Source organism: Klugiella xanthotipulae, assembly GCF_006716695.1.
Lineage (GTDB): Bacteria > Actinomycetota > Actinomycetes > Actinomycetales > Microbacteriaceae > Klugiella > Klugiella xanthotipulae.
Genome location: NZ_VFPN01000001.1, coordinates 937,785 through 953,777, shown reverse-complemented (window position 1 = coordinate 953,777; position 15,993 = coordinate 937,785). Strand labels below are relative to the sequence as shown.

Here is a 15,993-nt window from a genome sequence, read left to right as displayed (position 1 = left end):
CGCGGGGTGTGGCGCTGCAGAGACGATCACATCGCGGTTTCTGAGGGGACACCGAACAATCGGCAGGGGTATCCGAATCGTTCATCATTCTTAAGGGGGAAGCCTCACTGTGCTTATTTCGTTATTACAAGACCAACCCATACGGGTCGATTAGGTCGAAAACTTGTGGCTGCCGCCACGGCCGGAACACTCGTTGCGGGTATGCTGGCGCTGGGAACCAGCCCGGCTAGTGCCTACCAACCAACAACTTCCGATGGTGCCACGTTCACGATGCCCAGCGGAGTGACCGTCACCACGACGGTTGAGAATGGGGGCCATGGCATCCCGTCGCTGTCATCAACCGCACCGGTAGATATGTACTTTGCGTCGAGAAACGGGACCTAATAGCCCGGCCGACGCAATCCAATCGACCTCATCGTTGACCCGGCTGAGCGGTTTCGCGCCCGATAGCACCTATATCGCGCTCCGAATGACCGTCGCCTCGGGCACACCGAGCGCCCCCACCTTCGCCCGCACGACAGGATTCTTGGGCTGGGCCGTCACCTCGACCACTGTGTCCCCCCTCACGACCTGAGCGCGGAGAGTTGTGATGAGCCCGCTGCCGGGGCAACCCCCACCGAGCAGTCCACCGACACCAACGACGCATTTGTCGCTCCGCTGGCCAATGCGCAGGTGGGTAAGGGCTACCCGCTCTCCGTGCCCATGAGCGGCCTGCCCAGCGGTACCGCGGTGACCGCCGCGTGGCTTGACGGTGACCCTGACCGCCCCCGCAACCGGTTCGCTTCTCGCGACGACGACCCCGACCTTTTCGGGTACCAATGCGGTGGCTGGTCAGACGGTCCAGTGTGAACATTGGGGCTATATGGCATTGTATTTGTGGCGCTAAATGACGGTTCATGGTGTCGATAGTTCAGCCAAACCGACAGCAGACCCTAGCCGCCTTTCGGTGGGAAGACCCTGGGCGTTGGGTGTGGAGTCTTGAGCTGGGGGCGAAAGTTAAGTACCCTAAATCTTGGGGATAATATCTTGGGGATTTTGTCTTGGGGATGTTTTTCAGCGGGAAGAATCCGCGCGGGATGTGCACTCGCGCGGAGGGGGATCCTGTCTGTAGTGAGACGTTGGCAAATTTTTTTGCACCGTGGTGTAAGGATGCCGTACCTACGTACGTATTAACCCTGGCAGCGCTGAGCAGGCCACCACTCCAATGTGTGGGCCCACTTGGTGAGTGGTGACCGGTCTTGTGCCGACCGGTCGGATGAAGCGTGCTGTCACAGCACAACAGCACAACAGCACACCATCGCAAACTAAGGGGATTTCAACGAAGTGACTATTTTAACACGCCACCGAACGGGTCAATATCCGTTAAAGCGGAGGGCTTTTCGAACACTGGCCGTCGCCCTTGCGGGTGGGCTGTCTCTGGGTAGTCTGGCACTGCCCGCAACGACGGCCGAGGCTTATCAGGGGCCTGGTGCAACTGCTACGGGAAGCACCGTTGTATTTCCGAGCGGGCTGACGGTGACCGCGGATGTGTCGTCGCAGGGCGGCTCCGACATCGGGGTGACCATGCTGACGGGTACCTTTAGCAGCTACGCCGCATACGCAAGTCCCACATCCGTATTTACTCAGGACTCACCCCTCTTCCGGGTATCCGGCACGAAGACCTATACCGGGGTGGACGTCTGGGACGCGATGGGGGATCTTACCTTGACGTTCAACCGTCCCGTGAAGAACCCCCGACTGCACCTGGTTTCGCTCGGCGGAGCCATGAGTAGCGGTTCAGCATATTACACATCACATGCTCCGAGGATGACCCTGACCTCGGCGAGCCCCTCGATGCCGACCCTGACGCCGAAGGCGGGCTGGAACGGCTGGAATGTCTCGGGTTCTGTGATCAGCCCGGCAGTGAATGGGCTGTTCATAGTGGACGGTACTGACCGGTGTGTCGTGTCTGCTCTCCACCCAGAGACCTCGCCTTTTGGCTGTGGCACGGTGGAGCTGACCGGCACGGTGGAGTCGGCACAGTTTTCGATGGAGGCCCTGAAGCACCGCGTGGAAGGCAGCGGGGGCGACAGTTCGACTACCCTGCCGTATGTGCAGTTTGTGGTCACGGTTGATGAGGACCTGGCCGGTGGAAGCACGGCGCTGCCCGCCTCCTACGGTGCGGCCTCGCACGTCTCGACGGGTCTCTCGCTGGGTGCCGACGTGACCGCAGATTCCACGTCAACCGCCTCGGTGACGACTCCCGAGGTGCAGGCGACGGACACAAACGACGCCCTGGTGTCGGCCCCGGCCGCACAGGTGGGCAAGCCCTATACGGTGAGCGGTGTGGCAGTGAACGGCCTGCTGGCCGGTCACTCGGCGACCTCGACGCTGTGGGTGGACGGTAACCGCAACGGCACGTTTGATAACGGCGAGAAGGTCAGCGTCGCGGGGGGTAACGGTGCCAAGTCGTTTACCGTTCCGGCCTCGGCGATGACCTCGTCGGGAGCATCCTGGTTGCGTATCCGCACCTCGGAGAACGCGGCGCAGGCTGCGGTTGCGACGGGATTTGCGGATTCTGGCGAGGTGGAGGACTGGGCGGTGACGGTGGCCCCGGCGCAGGCACCGACCCTGTCGGGCCCAACAAACGGTTCGGTACTGAAGACCACGAAGCCCACATTCTCGGGTAGCAACGGTGTTGCTGGTCTGCCGGTAGAGGTTCGTCTGCCCAACGGGACTGTGCTGTGCACGGTTGTTGCGGCTGCCGATGGTTCCTGGTCCTGCCCGAGCACGGTGGTGCTGCCCGAGGGCGCTGTCACGGTAAACGCGTTTGTGGTGGATGCTGGCGGCACGAGCTCGCCGGCGAGTAACCCCCTAACGTTCACGGTGGACACCACTGCTCCTGCTGCGATTAGCTTGAATCCGACGAATGGCACGTTTGTGACGGGTGGCACGGTTGATCCCACGGATACGGTGACCTGGACGAATGGTTCTGGCACGGTTATTCCGGGTGTGACGACGATTAATCCTGATGGGACGGTGCGTTTTGTGCCGACGACACCCCTGCCGCACGGCACGGTGGTGACGGCGACTCCGAAGGATGTTGCGGGTAATGTGGGTGCTCCGGCGTCGGTGACGGTGGATGCGCAGGCACCGGCTGCGATTAGCTTGGATCCGACGAATGGCACGTTTGTGACGGGTGGCACGGTTGATCCTTCGGATACGGTGACCTGGACGAATGGTTCTGGCACGGTTATTCCGGGTGTGACGACGATTAATCCTGATGGGACGGTGCGTTTTGTGCCGACGACACCCCTGCCGCACGGCACGGTGGTGACGGCGACTCCGAAGGATGTTGCGGGTAATGTGGGTGCTCCGGCGTCGGTGACGGTGGATGCGCAGGCTCCTGCTGCGATTAGCTTGGATCCGACGAATGGCACGTTTGTGACGGGTGGCACGGTTGATCCTTCGGATACGGTGACCTGGACGAATGGTTCTGGCACGGTTATTCCGGGTGTGACGACGATTAATCCTGATGGGACGGTGCGTTTTGTGCCGACGACACCCCTGCCGCACGGCACGGTGGTGACGGCGACTCCGAAGGATGTTGCGGGTAATGTGGGTGCTCCTGCGTCGGTGACGGTGGATGCGCAGGCTCCTGCTGCGATTAGCTTGGATCCGACGAATGGCACGTTTGTGACGGGTGGCACGGTTGATCCTTCGGATACGGTGACCTGGACGAATGGTTCTGGCACGGTTATTCCGGGTGTGACGACGATTAATCCTGATGGGACGGTGCGTTTTGTGCCGACGACACCCCTGCCGCACGGCACGGTGGTGACGGCGACTCCGAAGGATGTTGCGGGTAATGTGGGTGCTCCTGCGTCGGTGACGGTGGATGCGCAGGCCCCGGCCGCTCCGACGGTGAACCCGACGAACGGTTCGGTGGTGCGTGGCACAGCCGAGGCCAACACGACGGTCACGATCCGGGACGCGGACGGCACCATCCTCGGCACAACCCCCTCGGACAGCACCGGCCGGTACGAACTGCCCTTCACCCCGTCGATTCCGGACGGCACCGTTCTCATGGTGACCTCAACGGATGCGGCCGGTAACGTCTCGCTTCCCGCGACAACGACGGTCAATAACGCCGGTGTGGATGCCCCCGTGGTGAACCCCACCGACGGTACCGAGGTGACCGGTAACGGTGTTCCCGGAAACACGATCACCGTGACCCTTCCCGACAGCACCGAGCTGACCACCACGGTTAAGCCGGACGGTACCTGGACGGTTCCGGTGGCTCCCGGTCACACGCTCACGGACGGCGAGACGGTGACGGTTGTGCAGACGAACCCGGAGGGGACGCACTCGCAGCCGGTGACGGTAGTTGTGGACCAGACCGCGCCCGAGGCGATTGATCTGAACCCGACGAACGGCACACAGGTGACGGGTGGCACGGTTGACCCCACGGATACGGTGACCTGGACGAATGGTTCTGGCACGGTCATCCCGGGTGTGACGACGATTAATCCTGATGGGACGGTGCGTTTTGTGCCGACGACACCCCTGCCGCACGGCACGGTGGTGACGGCGACCCCGATGGACGCCGCGGGTAACGTGGGTGCTCCTGCGTCGGTGACGGTGGATGCGCAGGCCCCGGCCGCTCCGACGGTGAACCCGACGAACGGTTCGGTGGTGCGTGGCACAGCCGAGGCCAACACGACGGTCACGATCCGGGACGCGGACGGCACCATCCTCGGCACGACTCCCGTGGATGCCGCAGGCACCTACGAGCTGGCGTTCTCCCCGTGGATTCCCGATGGCACGGTTCTTCTCGTCACCTCCACGGATGCGGCCGGTAACGTCTCGCAGCCCGCGACGACAACCGTGAACAACGCCCCCGTGGATGCCCCCGTGGTGAACCCCACCGACGGTACCGAGGTGACCGGTAACGGTGTTCCCGGAAACACGATCACCGTGACCCTTCCCGACAGCACCGAGCTGACCACCACGGTTAAGCCGGACGGTACCTGGACGGTTCCGGTGGCTCCCGGTCACACGCTCACGGACGGCGAGACGGTGACGGTTATTGCGACCAACCCCGAGGGCACCGACTCCGCGCCGGTCGCGGTGATCGTGGACCAGACTCCGCCCGCCCCCGCGGTGACGAAGCCGTCCAACGGCTCCACCGTGGTGATTGAGCCCATCGACGAGTGCGACACAGCCACGGTGGTGGACGGAAACGGCACGCCCATCCTGGGTGAGCTGACGGTCAACCCTGATGGTACGATCACGTTTGTGCCCGAGGTGCCGCTCACGGAGGACGACACGGTCCTGGTTATCGTGACCGACCCCTCCGGCAACGTCTCGACCCCCACCCCGGTGGAGATCGACACGACCGCTCCGGAGGCCCCGACGGTCAACCCAACCAACGGTTCTGTGGTGCGCGGCACGGCCGAGCCAAACACGACCGTGACGATCACCGACTCGGATGGCACCATCCTGGGCACGACCCTCGTGGATGCGAACGGTCTCTACGAGCTGCCGTTCAGCCCGGCCATCCCGGATGGCACGGTGCTGCTCGTCACCGCGACGGATGGTGTGGGCAACGTCTCGCTCCCCGCGACGACAAGGGTGGACGGTTCCGCCGTGCTGCCGCCGTATGTGGCCCCCACGACGGGTGAGACGCTGACCGGAACCGCCCTTCCCGGCGGGACCATCACGGCCACCCTGCCGGATGGCACCGAGCTGACCACCACGGTCAAGCCGGACGGCACCTGGACGATTCCGGTGGCCCCGGGTCACACGCTCACGGAGGGCGACACCGTGTCGGTGACCGTGGAGAACTCCGTGGGTACCGTCTCCGAGCCGACGATCGTTGTTGTCGATCAGACGGCCCCGAAGCCCCCGCTCGTGAACCCGACTGACGGCACCGTGGTGACCGGATCGGGAGCCGAGCCGGGTGGCACCGTGATCGTCACGGATAAGGATGGTCGGCCGATTGACGGCGAGGCGACGGTGAACCCGGACGGCACGTTCAGGTTTGTGCCGACAACCCCCCTCCCGGATGGCGAACTGATTGAGGTTATCGTGACGGACCCGGCGGGCAACCGCTCGGAGCCGACACCGGAGACGGTGGACCACACCGCCCCGACCGCGCCCGTGGTGGACCCGACCGACGGCACCAGGGTGACGGGCACGGCTGAGCCGGGCTCGAAGATCACCGTGCGGGATGAGTCGGGCCGCGTGATCGGCACCGGCACGACCGGACCGGATGGGCGCTTCGACATCGGGCTGAGCCCGGCTGCCGCGCCGGGGAGCCGCGTCGCGGTCTCCGCGACCGATGCTGCCGGTAACATCGCCACCACGATTGTGACGGTGAACGCGGCGGGCGGTGCTTTCGGCGCGACCGAGGCCACGGACGGCAGGGCCGGTTCGTTGGCGTTGACCGGCTCGGCTGGCATCCCGGCCACCGCGGTACTCGCCCTGCTGGGTCTGGTCTCCGGTGCGGCCCTGGTGGTTCTGCGCCGCCGACGTGACGCGCGCGACGAGCTGAGCTCGGAAACGCACTCGCTCTAGCGGGCACCGTGTGCGGGGTGGGCTACTCGCCTGCCCCGCACACCTTTTGACTTAACACGGGAGGGTTCATGACAACACGGCACCAGGGCGGCACGCTCACGGAGGACGAATTTGCCGAGCGGTTCTCGCGCAGCATCACTCACCTGCACGCGTACGCACGCACCATCTCCGGTGACGTCTCCGGTGCGGAGGATGTTGTGGGGGAGACCTTCCTTAACCTTTTAGCTTCGGTGCGGCGTGGCGTGGGCCCCACCGCGGACACCTTTGACTCCTACGTTCGGGTGTCGATTCGCCACGAGATCATCAACAGCTGGCGGAAGAGGCGCCACGAGTTCCAGGTGGATGACCTGGTGGGTCTCTCCGACAAGGCGGTCCCGGTGCAGGCTCCCGGCCGGGCCGAGACCACGTGGGATGCGGAGGCCATCCGGGCGGCGTTTGCTGAGCTGCCACAGCGCAGCCAGCAGGTGCTGTACCTGAGCGAGGTGGAGGGCCGCAAGTTCTCGGAGGTCGCCACGTCGCTGGGGCTGAGCGAGTCCACGGCCTACGTGGTGGCGCACCGGGCGCGTGAGGCGCTGCGCGTGAGCTACCTCGTTCACATCACGCCCGAGGGGGCCCTGTGCGAGGTGCTCGATCGCGCCCAACTGGCCGCGTATGTGCGCGGACGAGCCTCCGAGCGTAAAGCCCAGGTCGTCCAGGAGCACCTCGATACGTGTGAGGAGTGCGCCGAGACGGTGCGGCGGATGCGCGGCCTGCGCCTGCCCCTGGGGGCCCTGTCGCTGGCCGGTCTGGCGTACCCCCTCGCGGAGGGGCTGGGCGCTCTTCGGGGGGCCGATTCGGCCGTGCACAGTGCCCGCCTCGCCGATACTCGGGTGGCAGGAACCCGGTCAAGGCGCAGCAGGTTCTTCTCTCTCACGTTTCGCGTGTGCGGTATCGCCGTGATTCTTTTTCTGACGGGGTGGGGTATCGTTGCCGCTTTCAGTTCTTCTCCCGGGCGTGGTGTTGAGGCCCTCGCGCCAGAGCGGAGCGGAGCGGGGTTTGTCGGGGTGGACTCCGGCCTGGACAGCCCGGGCGACCCGGCCGGGGCGGATTCCCCCGTAGAGGAGTCGTCGTCAACGGTTTTTTACGACGGAGCGTTGACGGCAGGCTCGCCGCTGGCCGATGCCGCCGCGCCCTCCGGTGCGGTGGGGTCTGACCCACTGGTCGTGTCGAACGGCGACCGATGGGGATGCCTGGTGCCCTCGTCTCTGCTGGCCGCCTCCGAACTGCCCTCCGTCGCGGCGGTTTGGGGGGAGCCCTCCGTGGAGTTCCTGATGGGGGTGCCCGAGAGTCCCGTTGAACTGACCGTGACGCATCCGGCCGATGCGGGCGCGTATCGGCTCGCCGTGTACCCCGACGCGGGGGTCGCCGTGGACGATCTGCCGCCCGGGTGCACCCGGGGCGACGGTGCGATTATCTGCACCCCCTCCGCGGCGCAGCGGGTGAGCGGCTCTTATACGCTGACCTTTACCGCGACTGCGTTGCACGCCCACGATTCTCGTCTGCCGCGCGTGGTCGTGACGGCGGCCTAGCGGGTAGCTCTCCCGGATGTTTCTGTCTGTGCGGCGGGTCGGTGCCTTCCTCGACGCACGGATGGTGCGCCGGATGGTGCGAGCAGATGGTACCGTGTTTTTTATGGCTCAGAGGAGCCCACCCGGTCGCAATCGGCGAGAGGGTGATCACAGAAGGTTTGATGCCAGATGACGGTCCCGGTGCTGGGGAACGGTTTTACCCGTTCCTACACAAACAACTACCGAAACCAGTGCAAGGAGCACCATCATGTTCGACCTTCGTATTTTTTCAATCCGTGAGTCCGCTCACCGCATTCACAACCCCCTGACCGAGCGGCAGCTTGCCGACTTCGGTGCCGCGCTTGATCTGCGCGCCGGGACCCGCGTCCTCGACCTGGCCTGCGGGTCCGGAGAGATGCTGTCGAGCTGGGCACGCGATCATCAGATCACCGGCCGGGGGGTTGACCTCAATCCCGACTTCATCGCCTCCGCCCGGGCCCGAGCCGACGAGCTTGGTGTGAGTGGTGCCGTTCAGTTTGTTGAGGCCGACGCCTCCGGCTTCGTCGCCGAGGAGCCGGTGGATATCGCGGCCTGCGTCGGCGCGACCTGGATCGGCGGCGGGGTGCCCGGCACCCTCGACCTGTTGCGCCGGAGCCTGACCCCCGGTGGGATGCTGCTGGTCGGTGAGCCGTATTGGCGTACCGTTCCCACCTCCCCGGATATCCTGGCGGGGTGCGGGGTGCAGTCTGCTGAGGACTACCTGACCCTGCCGGATCTGCTCGCCTCGTTCGGTGCGCAGGGCTACGACGTCGTGGAGATGATCTGCGCGACCGAGGAGTCGTGGGACCGCTACCAGGCGGCACAGTGGCTGAGTATGCGCCGGTGGGCGGATGCTCACCCGGATCACGAACTGCACGACGAGGTCCGCCGCCTGCTGGTGACCGAGCCGCAGCAGTACGCGGCCTGCACCCGCGCTCACTTCGGCTGGGGCGTCTTCGCGCTGATCGCGCGCTAACCCAACCTCTCCGCGGCGGGCGGGCGGGCAGGCAGAACGTCTGTCTGCCCGCCCGCCAAGGGGTCACCGCCGCGCGCGAGCAACACTACTTCACCGCGACAACCTCGTCCAGTGCCGCGCGAATCTGCCCCGCCGATCCGCCGCCCAGCCACATCTTCACGATTCCGCCGTTGGTGTCTACGATGGCGGTTGCGGGGGGCTCGGTCACGGCGTAGCGTCGGGTGATCTCTCCGCCGGTGTCGAAGATGACCGGGCCGGGGGTCGCGCTGTCGGTGGCCAGTTTCTGCGCATCCGTGAGCGAGTCGTCGCTGCTCACGAGGACCACGGTCACGGCACCGTCATAGTCTTTCGCGATGGTGTTGATCTCGTCCTGCTGCTCGGCGCACTGCGTGCACCACGAGGCCGTAAAGTACAGGATGACCGGGGTATTTTTCCATAGATCCGCGGAGGGCACGGTCGCGCCGTCAACGAGGAGTGCGTCGAACGCGGGGGCGGGCACGGCATCCTCGGCCGGGGTCATGGTGGCGTTGGTGGGTGCGGCCGTCGGGAGGGTGTCGAGCCCACCGTCCGGTGCCCCGGTGCAGCCCGAGAGCGCGGTGGCGAGGAGGCCCGCGGTGGCGAGGGCCAGGATCCGGGGTGTGTGTGTGGCGCGCATTTAGTCGGTGTCCTCCGTGGTGGGGTCGCCCAGGGGCGGGAGAGCAATGACGGGGTCAGCCTCGGCCGTCTCGCCCGGTTGGTAGGTGAAATCTTGGCTCTTCCGGTCGCCAAAGGACAGGGTGTAGGTGGTCCCCGCGGTCAGCGCGCTACCGTCCACCGTGAAGCGGCACAGGCTCGGTACGCGGGTGGCCTCGCCGTAGTCGCGGTCGTCCGCGGCCACGGCGACGCCGGGGGAGAGGGTGTGGCTGTCGGCGAGGGTGCCCTCTGCGGTTAGGAAGCGCAGCTCGGTGCCCGCGTGGACGTAGTTGTAGGGGGTGGCCCCGGCGCAATCCGCGCCGATTTCGCGGAGGGCGGCATCCCGTACCACAAGTGTGATCGGGTGGGCGGGGTCGCCGGTTCCGGTGCACCCCGTGAGCGTGAGGCCCAGCCCGGCCAGCGTGAGTGCGCCTCGCAGCAGGCCGCGGTTCGTTCGCGTCGTGTGTGTCACTCGGATCTTTCGTCGAAGAGCAGGGGGAAGGGTTAGCGCGGGTGCGGTGCACGCCACACAAGCGGTGCGGGGATGCGGCCGCCACGTGGCGTGTGTGGCCGCATCCCCGCACCGTGATGGTGCTAGTCGATGAACGATTCGCGGCGACGGTTACGCACCGTCACGCCCGTGAGGACCGCCCCCAGGAGGAGCAGTGCGAGCCCGGCCAGACCAAACGGGGCCAGGTTTTCGCCACCCGTGTTGGTCAGCTCGCCGGTTGCGCCACCGCTGGTGCCGCCAGCGTTGCCGCCCGCGGTTCCCGGGTCCGTTCCCGGGTTGGTGCCGGGGTTGGTTCCCGGGTTCGTTCCCGGGCCCACCGCGGGGGTGGGGATCTTGGCGGCCAGGGTGGCCGTCGCGGTCGGGTCGTTCTCCGAGGTGACCGTCACGGAAACCGTGGGGTTCACCCCGGCAGCCAGGGCGCGAGCGCTCGCTGCGGCAACCGCGGCGCGCGAGGCGTAGACGGGAACGTTGACGGTTTCACCGGCGGGGACCGTCACGATCGAACTGGCGGTGTGGGTGCTCCACTCCGTGCTGTCAATCGAGGTCGAGACCCGGTAGATGTCGCTGTTCGCCGAGGCGTCTTTCACCGCGCCACCGCTGTTGGTGACGGGAACCATCAGCTCCACGATTTCGTTGTCCGAGGTGCCCGTGAAGGTTCCGTCGCCCAGGGCGACGCCGCGGGTCTGCGGTCCGGCGCTGTCGAGTGAACGCACGGCCACATCGTAGCTGAGCAGTCCCTGCGCATCGCGCTGCTGGTTGACCACGTAGAAGTGCAGGCGGTTGGCCTCGTCCACGTACTCAAACTCGGAGCCCGAGTTATTGCCCGCGTGGAACAGCGCGTCGTTCAGCTGGCGCTGGTCGCCGCGCGTGATCTTGATGGGGGTACCGTCGGCGCGCACGTAGTCGAGCGTGTCGATGTCCTGTGGGTTGGCATCGATTGTCCAGATGAAGGGGTTGCGATCCGCATTCTTCGTCTTGGCCAGCAACACACCGGCGTCGGGCTGGAAGGAGTCCGTGCCCATCCGGTCAACGACCTCCAGGGTGTAGTTGTCGAAGCTTCCGCCGTCACAGTCAAACTTCTCCTTGCGCGTGCACAGACCCGTTGACTTGTCACCGCCGTCCAGCACCAGGTTGATGCCCAGCTTGCGGTCCTCTTTCGTCACCGCGCGCGACAGCAGGTTGGTCACGAGGGATCCCTGGGCTGCGACCTGCGAGCGGGTCACATTGACCACGTTGGCCTCATCAATGATGTCGAGTTTGATCCGGTTGCGCAGGGCCACGCCGGCAGGTTGCGATCCACCGGCCACCGAGGGGACTCCCCAGCGCTTGTGGGTTCCGCCCGGGCCGTTGAACGAGCCGCGCCCGAGCACATCGTACGGGCCGCTCGGGTCGCGCAGGGCGCCACCGTCGTTGGCGTCCGTACCGTACGGGTTTCCGTAGTTGTCCGAGATGCCGAGGATGTGGCTGAACTCGTGCGCAAACGTGCCCATTCCCGAGGATTCGGCCTGGGTGGAGTTTCCGGCGTTGGTCGCCGTCGGGAAGTTTGCGTTGGGCCAGTGGCTGGTCGCCGCTGCCCACGAGGTCCAGGGCACATACCGGGTTTTGGCCCAGTTGGTCATCTCGTTGCCGTTCTGGTCGTACGCTTTACCGTTGGCATCGCGCGGCGGGCCGAAGTCGTCCGTGACCTGCTCGGGTGAGGCGAAGACCATTTGGCCAAACTCCTCCCAGGTGGAGGACTCGTCGTGACCGGCGGTGACGTAGAAGACCTCGTCAAACTCGGCGAGGGGGTTAGCCACGCCCATATCCGCCGACCACAGGCTGAGGGCATCCGGGCGGATGACCTTGTTGCAGGTGTCGCCCTGGGGGCACGAGGTGGCGTTCGGCTTGTTGAAGCTGTCGTTCAGGCCGTACTCGTGGATTTTACCGGGCAGTTCGTAGGGACCAAAAGCCTCCATATCGACGCTGATGCGGCCGTTGGATTGTTCCATCCAGTATTCGTTGATGGTGCGGCCGTGGTTGAGGGTGCTGGGCTTGTTCAGCAGGTCAACGTAGAACTGCGGAACCTCCTCGCGGGGGATCGGGGCTGAGAGGCCCGAGGGGTTGCCGAAGACGTGCGACTTATCGGCCTGCGTAACCAGAAAGTCCTGGTCAGAGAAGTCAAGAAGCACGATGGCACCCTTGAAGGCGCGCTGGGAACCCTCGGTCTCGTTGACCCAGTTGGCACCCGGGATGGGGGTGTAATCATCCCAGGTCATATCGTCCATATTTTGCCAGTTTTGCGGGTCTACCGGTTCGAGAACGGAGGGGTCCACCGGTTCGGCGGGCGCAGCGCTCGCCACGCTGGTTGAGAGGGCTCCCATGCTGATAACGGCGGCTGCCGTGACCAGTGCGATACCGGTGCGCCGGTACCGTCGGAGGGAAAGGGGGGTTGTGAACTTCACAGATTCAATCTCCTGGTTTCCAAGGGGGTTTTCCGCGCAACGGCTGTGTTGGCGCGGAGTGTTACTGTGCGACTGCAGGAACCGCAGCCAGTGTATTTACAGCACATTCATACGGGTAGCAAGCCGCATCCACAGGATTTGGAGGGCTTTTCCCCGTCACGATGTGATAGGTGTAATTTTACAGAATAGTAGTATGCTACTCACTACCTTCGCTAGTACCGGTGCCAAAGTTGTCCCGGAACCGGTGGGGGCGTCGCCGCAAAACGGGGTGGCGACTATGCCCGTGTTAGCAAGCGCTGTGCTAGGTTAAGCGTCAAATCGCCCATGAGATCGCACACCTGGGTGGTTCCTGCACTGCAATCAACGAAGATCAGAAGGGGAAGGCCTTAATGACCTCCGCATTCACAACCAAGAGGCGAGTACTCGCCGCCGTGGGGGGCGCCGCAGCAATCGCCCTCCTGGCAACCGGATGTTCCAACACCTCCGACGGAAATGACAACAAAAACGCAGCCGGTGGCACGATCACGGTCGGCACCACCGACAAGGTGACGAGCCTCGACCCGGCTGGCGCGTACGACAACGGCTCGTTTGTGGTGATGAACCAGATTTACCCGTTCCTCATGAACACGCCCTACGGTAGCCCGGATGTCGCTCCCGATATCGCCGAATCAGCCGAGTTCACCACGCCCACCGAGTACACGGTGAAACTCAAAGAGGGCCTCACCTTTGCCAACGGCAACGAGCTGACCTCTTCCGATGTTAAATTCACGTTTGACCGTCAGCTGAAGATCAACGACCCCAACGGCCCCGCGTCGCTGCTGTACAACATCGACACGATTGCCGCACCGGACGACACCACCGTGGTCTTCACCCTGAAGCAGGGTAATGACCAGACCTTCCCGCAGGTGCTGTCGAGCCCGGCCGGCCCCATCGTGGACGAAGATACCTTCTCAGCCGACGCTGTCACCAAGGACGCCGATATTGTGAAGGGCAAGGGTTTTGCGGGCCAGTACTCGATTACGAGCTACGAGATCAACAACCTCATCGGGTACAAGGCCAACCCCGACTACAAGGGCATCCTGGGCCTGGCGAAGAACGACATCGTGAACGCCAAGTACTACACGGAGTCGTCGAACCTCAAGCTCGACATCCAGGAGAACAACATTGACGTGGCGTTCCGCAGCCTCTCGGCCACCGATATCGATGACCTGAAGAAGAACGACAAGGTCACGGTTGTGAACGGCCCCGGTGGCGAGACCCGCTACATCGTGTTCAACTTCAACACCATGCCTTACGGTGCGACCACCGCCGAAGCCGATGAGACTAAGTCCCTCGCTGTGCGTCAGGCGATGGCCGATCTGATCGACCGCGAGGAGATTGCCGACCAGGTCTTCAAGGGCACATACACGCCCCTGTACTCCTACGTGGCTGACGGTCTCACCGGTGCGACCGAGTCGCTCAAGCCCCTCTACGGAGACAAGAAGGGTGGACCGGATGCTGCGGCCGCCAAGGCACGCCTGGAAGCCGCCGGAGTCACGACCCCGGTGAAGGTCAGCATCCAGTACAGCAACGACCACTACGGCCCCTCCTCGGGTGACGAGTACGCGCTGATTAAGGATCAGTTGGAGGCCGACGGCCTCTTCGCGGTTGACCTGCAGACCACCGAGTGGGTTCAGTACAACAAGGACCGTACAACGGATGTCTACCCGGTCTACCAGCTCGGCTGGTTCCCCGACTACTCGGATGCCGACAACTACCTCACGCCGTTCTTCCTGAAGGAGAACTTCCTGGTCAACCACTACGATAACCCCGAGGTGAACGACCTGATCCTCAAGCAGGCTGTCACCCCCGACCGGGCCGAACGCACCACCCTGATCGAGAACGTCCAGGACAAGGTTGCTGCCGACCTCTCGACTCTGCCCTACCTGCAGGGTGACCAGATCGCCGTGACCGGAACCAACATCACGGGCACCCAGGACACCCTGGACGCCTCGTTCAAGTTCCGTTACGGGGCCCTGGTCAAGGGATAGTCTGAGCCACGAGTCAGCGTTAACTCGCGTGTGAGTGTGGGGGCGGTCAACTTCCGTTGGCCGCCCCCTGCTCGCCGGTGGTCAGCACCGATAGAACAGGAAAAAATTGTCGATAGCATCTGTGAGCACCGAGGTGGGGCCGCCGCCCGCCTCGCCTCCATCCCCCGCACATAAGCCCAAGGGAGGTGGATTCGGTCGTTACCTCCTCGTGCGGTTTCTGCTGATTATCCCCACCATCTTCATCCTGGTCACCGTGGTCTTCTTTCTGATGCGGACCACTGGGGACCCCATCACGGCCGCCCAGGGCGGCCGGTTGACCCCCGACCAACTCGCCGAACGCATCCACCAGGCCGGTTATGACCGGCCGCTGTTCATCCAGTACATCGAGTATCTGGGGAACATCCTGCGTGGCGATTTCGGCACCACCCTGAGCGATAACCGCCCGGTGACCACGATCCTCGTGACGTACGGCTCGGCCACGGCTGAGCTGGCAGTGTACGCGCTGATTGTGGCCTTCGTCGTGGGCATCCCGCTCGGTATGCTCGCCGCCTACCGCCGAGATCGGGGCACCGATGCCTCGCTGCGCGTGTTCGCGATCCTCTGCTACGCCACCCCGGTGTTCTTTGCGGGCCTGCTGCTCAAGCTGGTTTTTTCGGTCTGGCTCAAGGTGCTGCCCGTTGCGGGTCGAGCCTCCACCGGCTCCGAGTTACAGATGCAAATCTTGCCGAATAAAACCGGCTTTTATCTGATCGACGCGATACAAACGGGCGATTCGGCCGTTATTGCGGATGTCCTCCAGCACGCCGTCCTGCCCGCCGTCGCCCTGGGCCTGCTCACCGCCGGTGTGTTCCTGCGGCTGGTGCGCACCAACGTCATCGGCACACTCTCCACGGAGTATGTGGATGCCGCCCGTTCGCGCGGCGTGGGCGAGTTTCGGCTCGTGCGCAAGCACGCCTACCGCCCCGCGCTGATCCCGATCATCACCGTGATCGGGATGCAGATTGCGTTATTGCTCGCGGGCGCGGTGCTCACCGAGACCACCTTCGAGTGGAAGGGGCTGGGCTTCCAGCTCTCGCAGTACCTCCAATCGCGAGACTTCGTCGCCGTGCAGGGAATCGTGGCGCTGCTCGCGGTTGTGGTGGCCGTCACCAACTTTCTGGTGGATATCATCGCCGCCCTCATCGACCCACGAGTGAGGTACTAACCGTGAACACCACCG

Annotated in this window: 10 protein-coding genes; 7 read left to right on the top strand and 3 right to left on the bottom strand. The window is 64.5% G+C overall.

The annotated features are described in order from the left end of the window. The first annotated feature begins 165 nt into the window (after positions 1-165). The 5 genes from FB466_RS04245 (at position 166) to FB466_RS04230 (ending at position 9,120) form a co-directional block, all read left to right on the top strand. Positions 166-384, top strand: coding sequence for a hypothetical protein (locus FB466_RS04245; RefSeq protein ID WP_141916119.1), 219 nt, complete (start codon positions 166-168; stop codon positions 382-384). A 288-nt stretch (positions 385-672) separates the two neighbouring features. After that, positions 673-849: a hypothetical protein gene (locus tag FB466_RS13425; protein ID WP_170206020.1), complete on the top strand. Its 177-nt coding sequence runs from the start codon at positions 673-675 to the stop codon at positions 847-849. Between the two features lie 474 nt (positions 850-1,323). Continuing rightward, complete coding sequence (locus FB466_RS04240) at positions 1,324-6,558, top strand: Ig-like domain-containing protein (protein ID WP_141916117.1); 5,235 nt, start codon at positions 1,324-1,326, stop codon at positions 6,556-6,558. A gap of 68 nt (positions 6,559-6,626) precedes the next feature. Beyond that, complete coding sequence (locus FB466_RS04235; protein ID WP_141916115.1) at positions 6,627-8,126, top strand: sigma-70 family RNA polymerase sigma factor; 1,500 nt, start codon at positions 6,627-6,629, stop codon at positions 8,124-8,126. A gap of 247 nt (positions 8,127-8,373) precedes the next feature. After that, positions 8,374-9,120, top strand: coding sequence for an SAM-dependent methyltransferase (locus FB466_RS04230; RefSeq protein WP_141916114.1), 747 nt, complete (start codon positions 8,374-8,376; stop codon positions 9,118-9,120). An 85-nt stretch (positions 9,121-9,205) separates the two neighbouring features. Here FB466_RS04230 and FB466_RS04225 read toward each other — a convergent pair whose 3' ends face one another. The 3 genes from FB466_RS04225 to FB466_RS04215 all read right to left on the bottom strand — a co-directional run bounded on the left by FB466_RS04225 (position 9,206) and on the right by FB466_RS04215 (position 12,744). Beyond that, entirely contained in the window at positions 9,206-9,775 is a 570-nt protein-coding gene (locus tag FB466_RS04225; RefSeq protein ID WP_141916112.1) for a TlpA family protein disulfide reductase, read from the bottom strand. Continuing rightward, entirely contained in the window at positions 9,776-10,264 is a 489-nt protein-coding gene (locus tag FB466_RS04220) for a hypothetical protein (RefSeq protein WP_141916110.1), read from the bottom strand. It lies immediately after the preceding gene. Positions 10,265-10,386: 122 nt separating this feature from the next. Further along, positions 10,387-12,744, bottom strand: coding sequence for an immune inhibitor A domain-containing protein (locus FB466_RS04215; protein WP_211344748.1), 2,358 nt, complete (start codon positions 12,742-12,744; stop codon positions 10,387-10,389). A gap of 389 nt (positions 12,745-13,133) precedes the next feature. Here FB466_RS04215 and FB466_RS04210 point away from each other — a divergent pair, with 389 nt between their 5' ends. Together FB466_RS04210 and FB466_RS04205 are read left to right on the top strand one after the other, a co-directional pair. After that, on the top strand, positions 13,134-14,774 hold the full coding sequence (locus tag FB466_RS04210; RefSeq protein WP_141916108.1) for an ABC transporter substrate-binding protein: 1,641 nt from the start codon (positions 13,134-13,136) through the stop codon (positions 14,772-14,774). Between the two features lie 121 nt (positions 14,775-14,895). After that, on the top strand, positions 14,896-15,978 hold the full coding sequence (locus FB466_RS04205) for an ABC transporter permease (RefSeq protein WP_211344773.1): 1,083 nt from the start codon (positions 14,896-14,898) through the stop codon (positions 15,976-15,978). Positions 15,979-15,993: the final 15 nt, after the last annotated feature.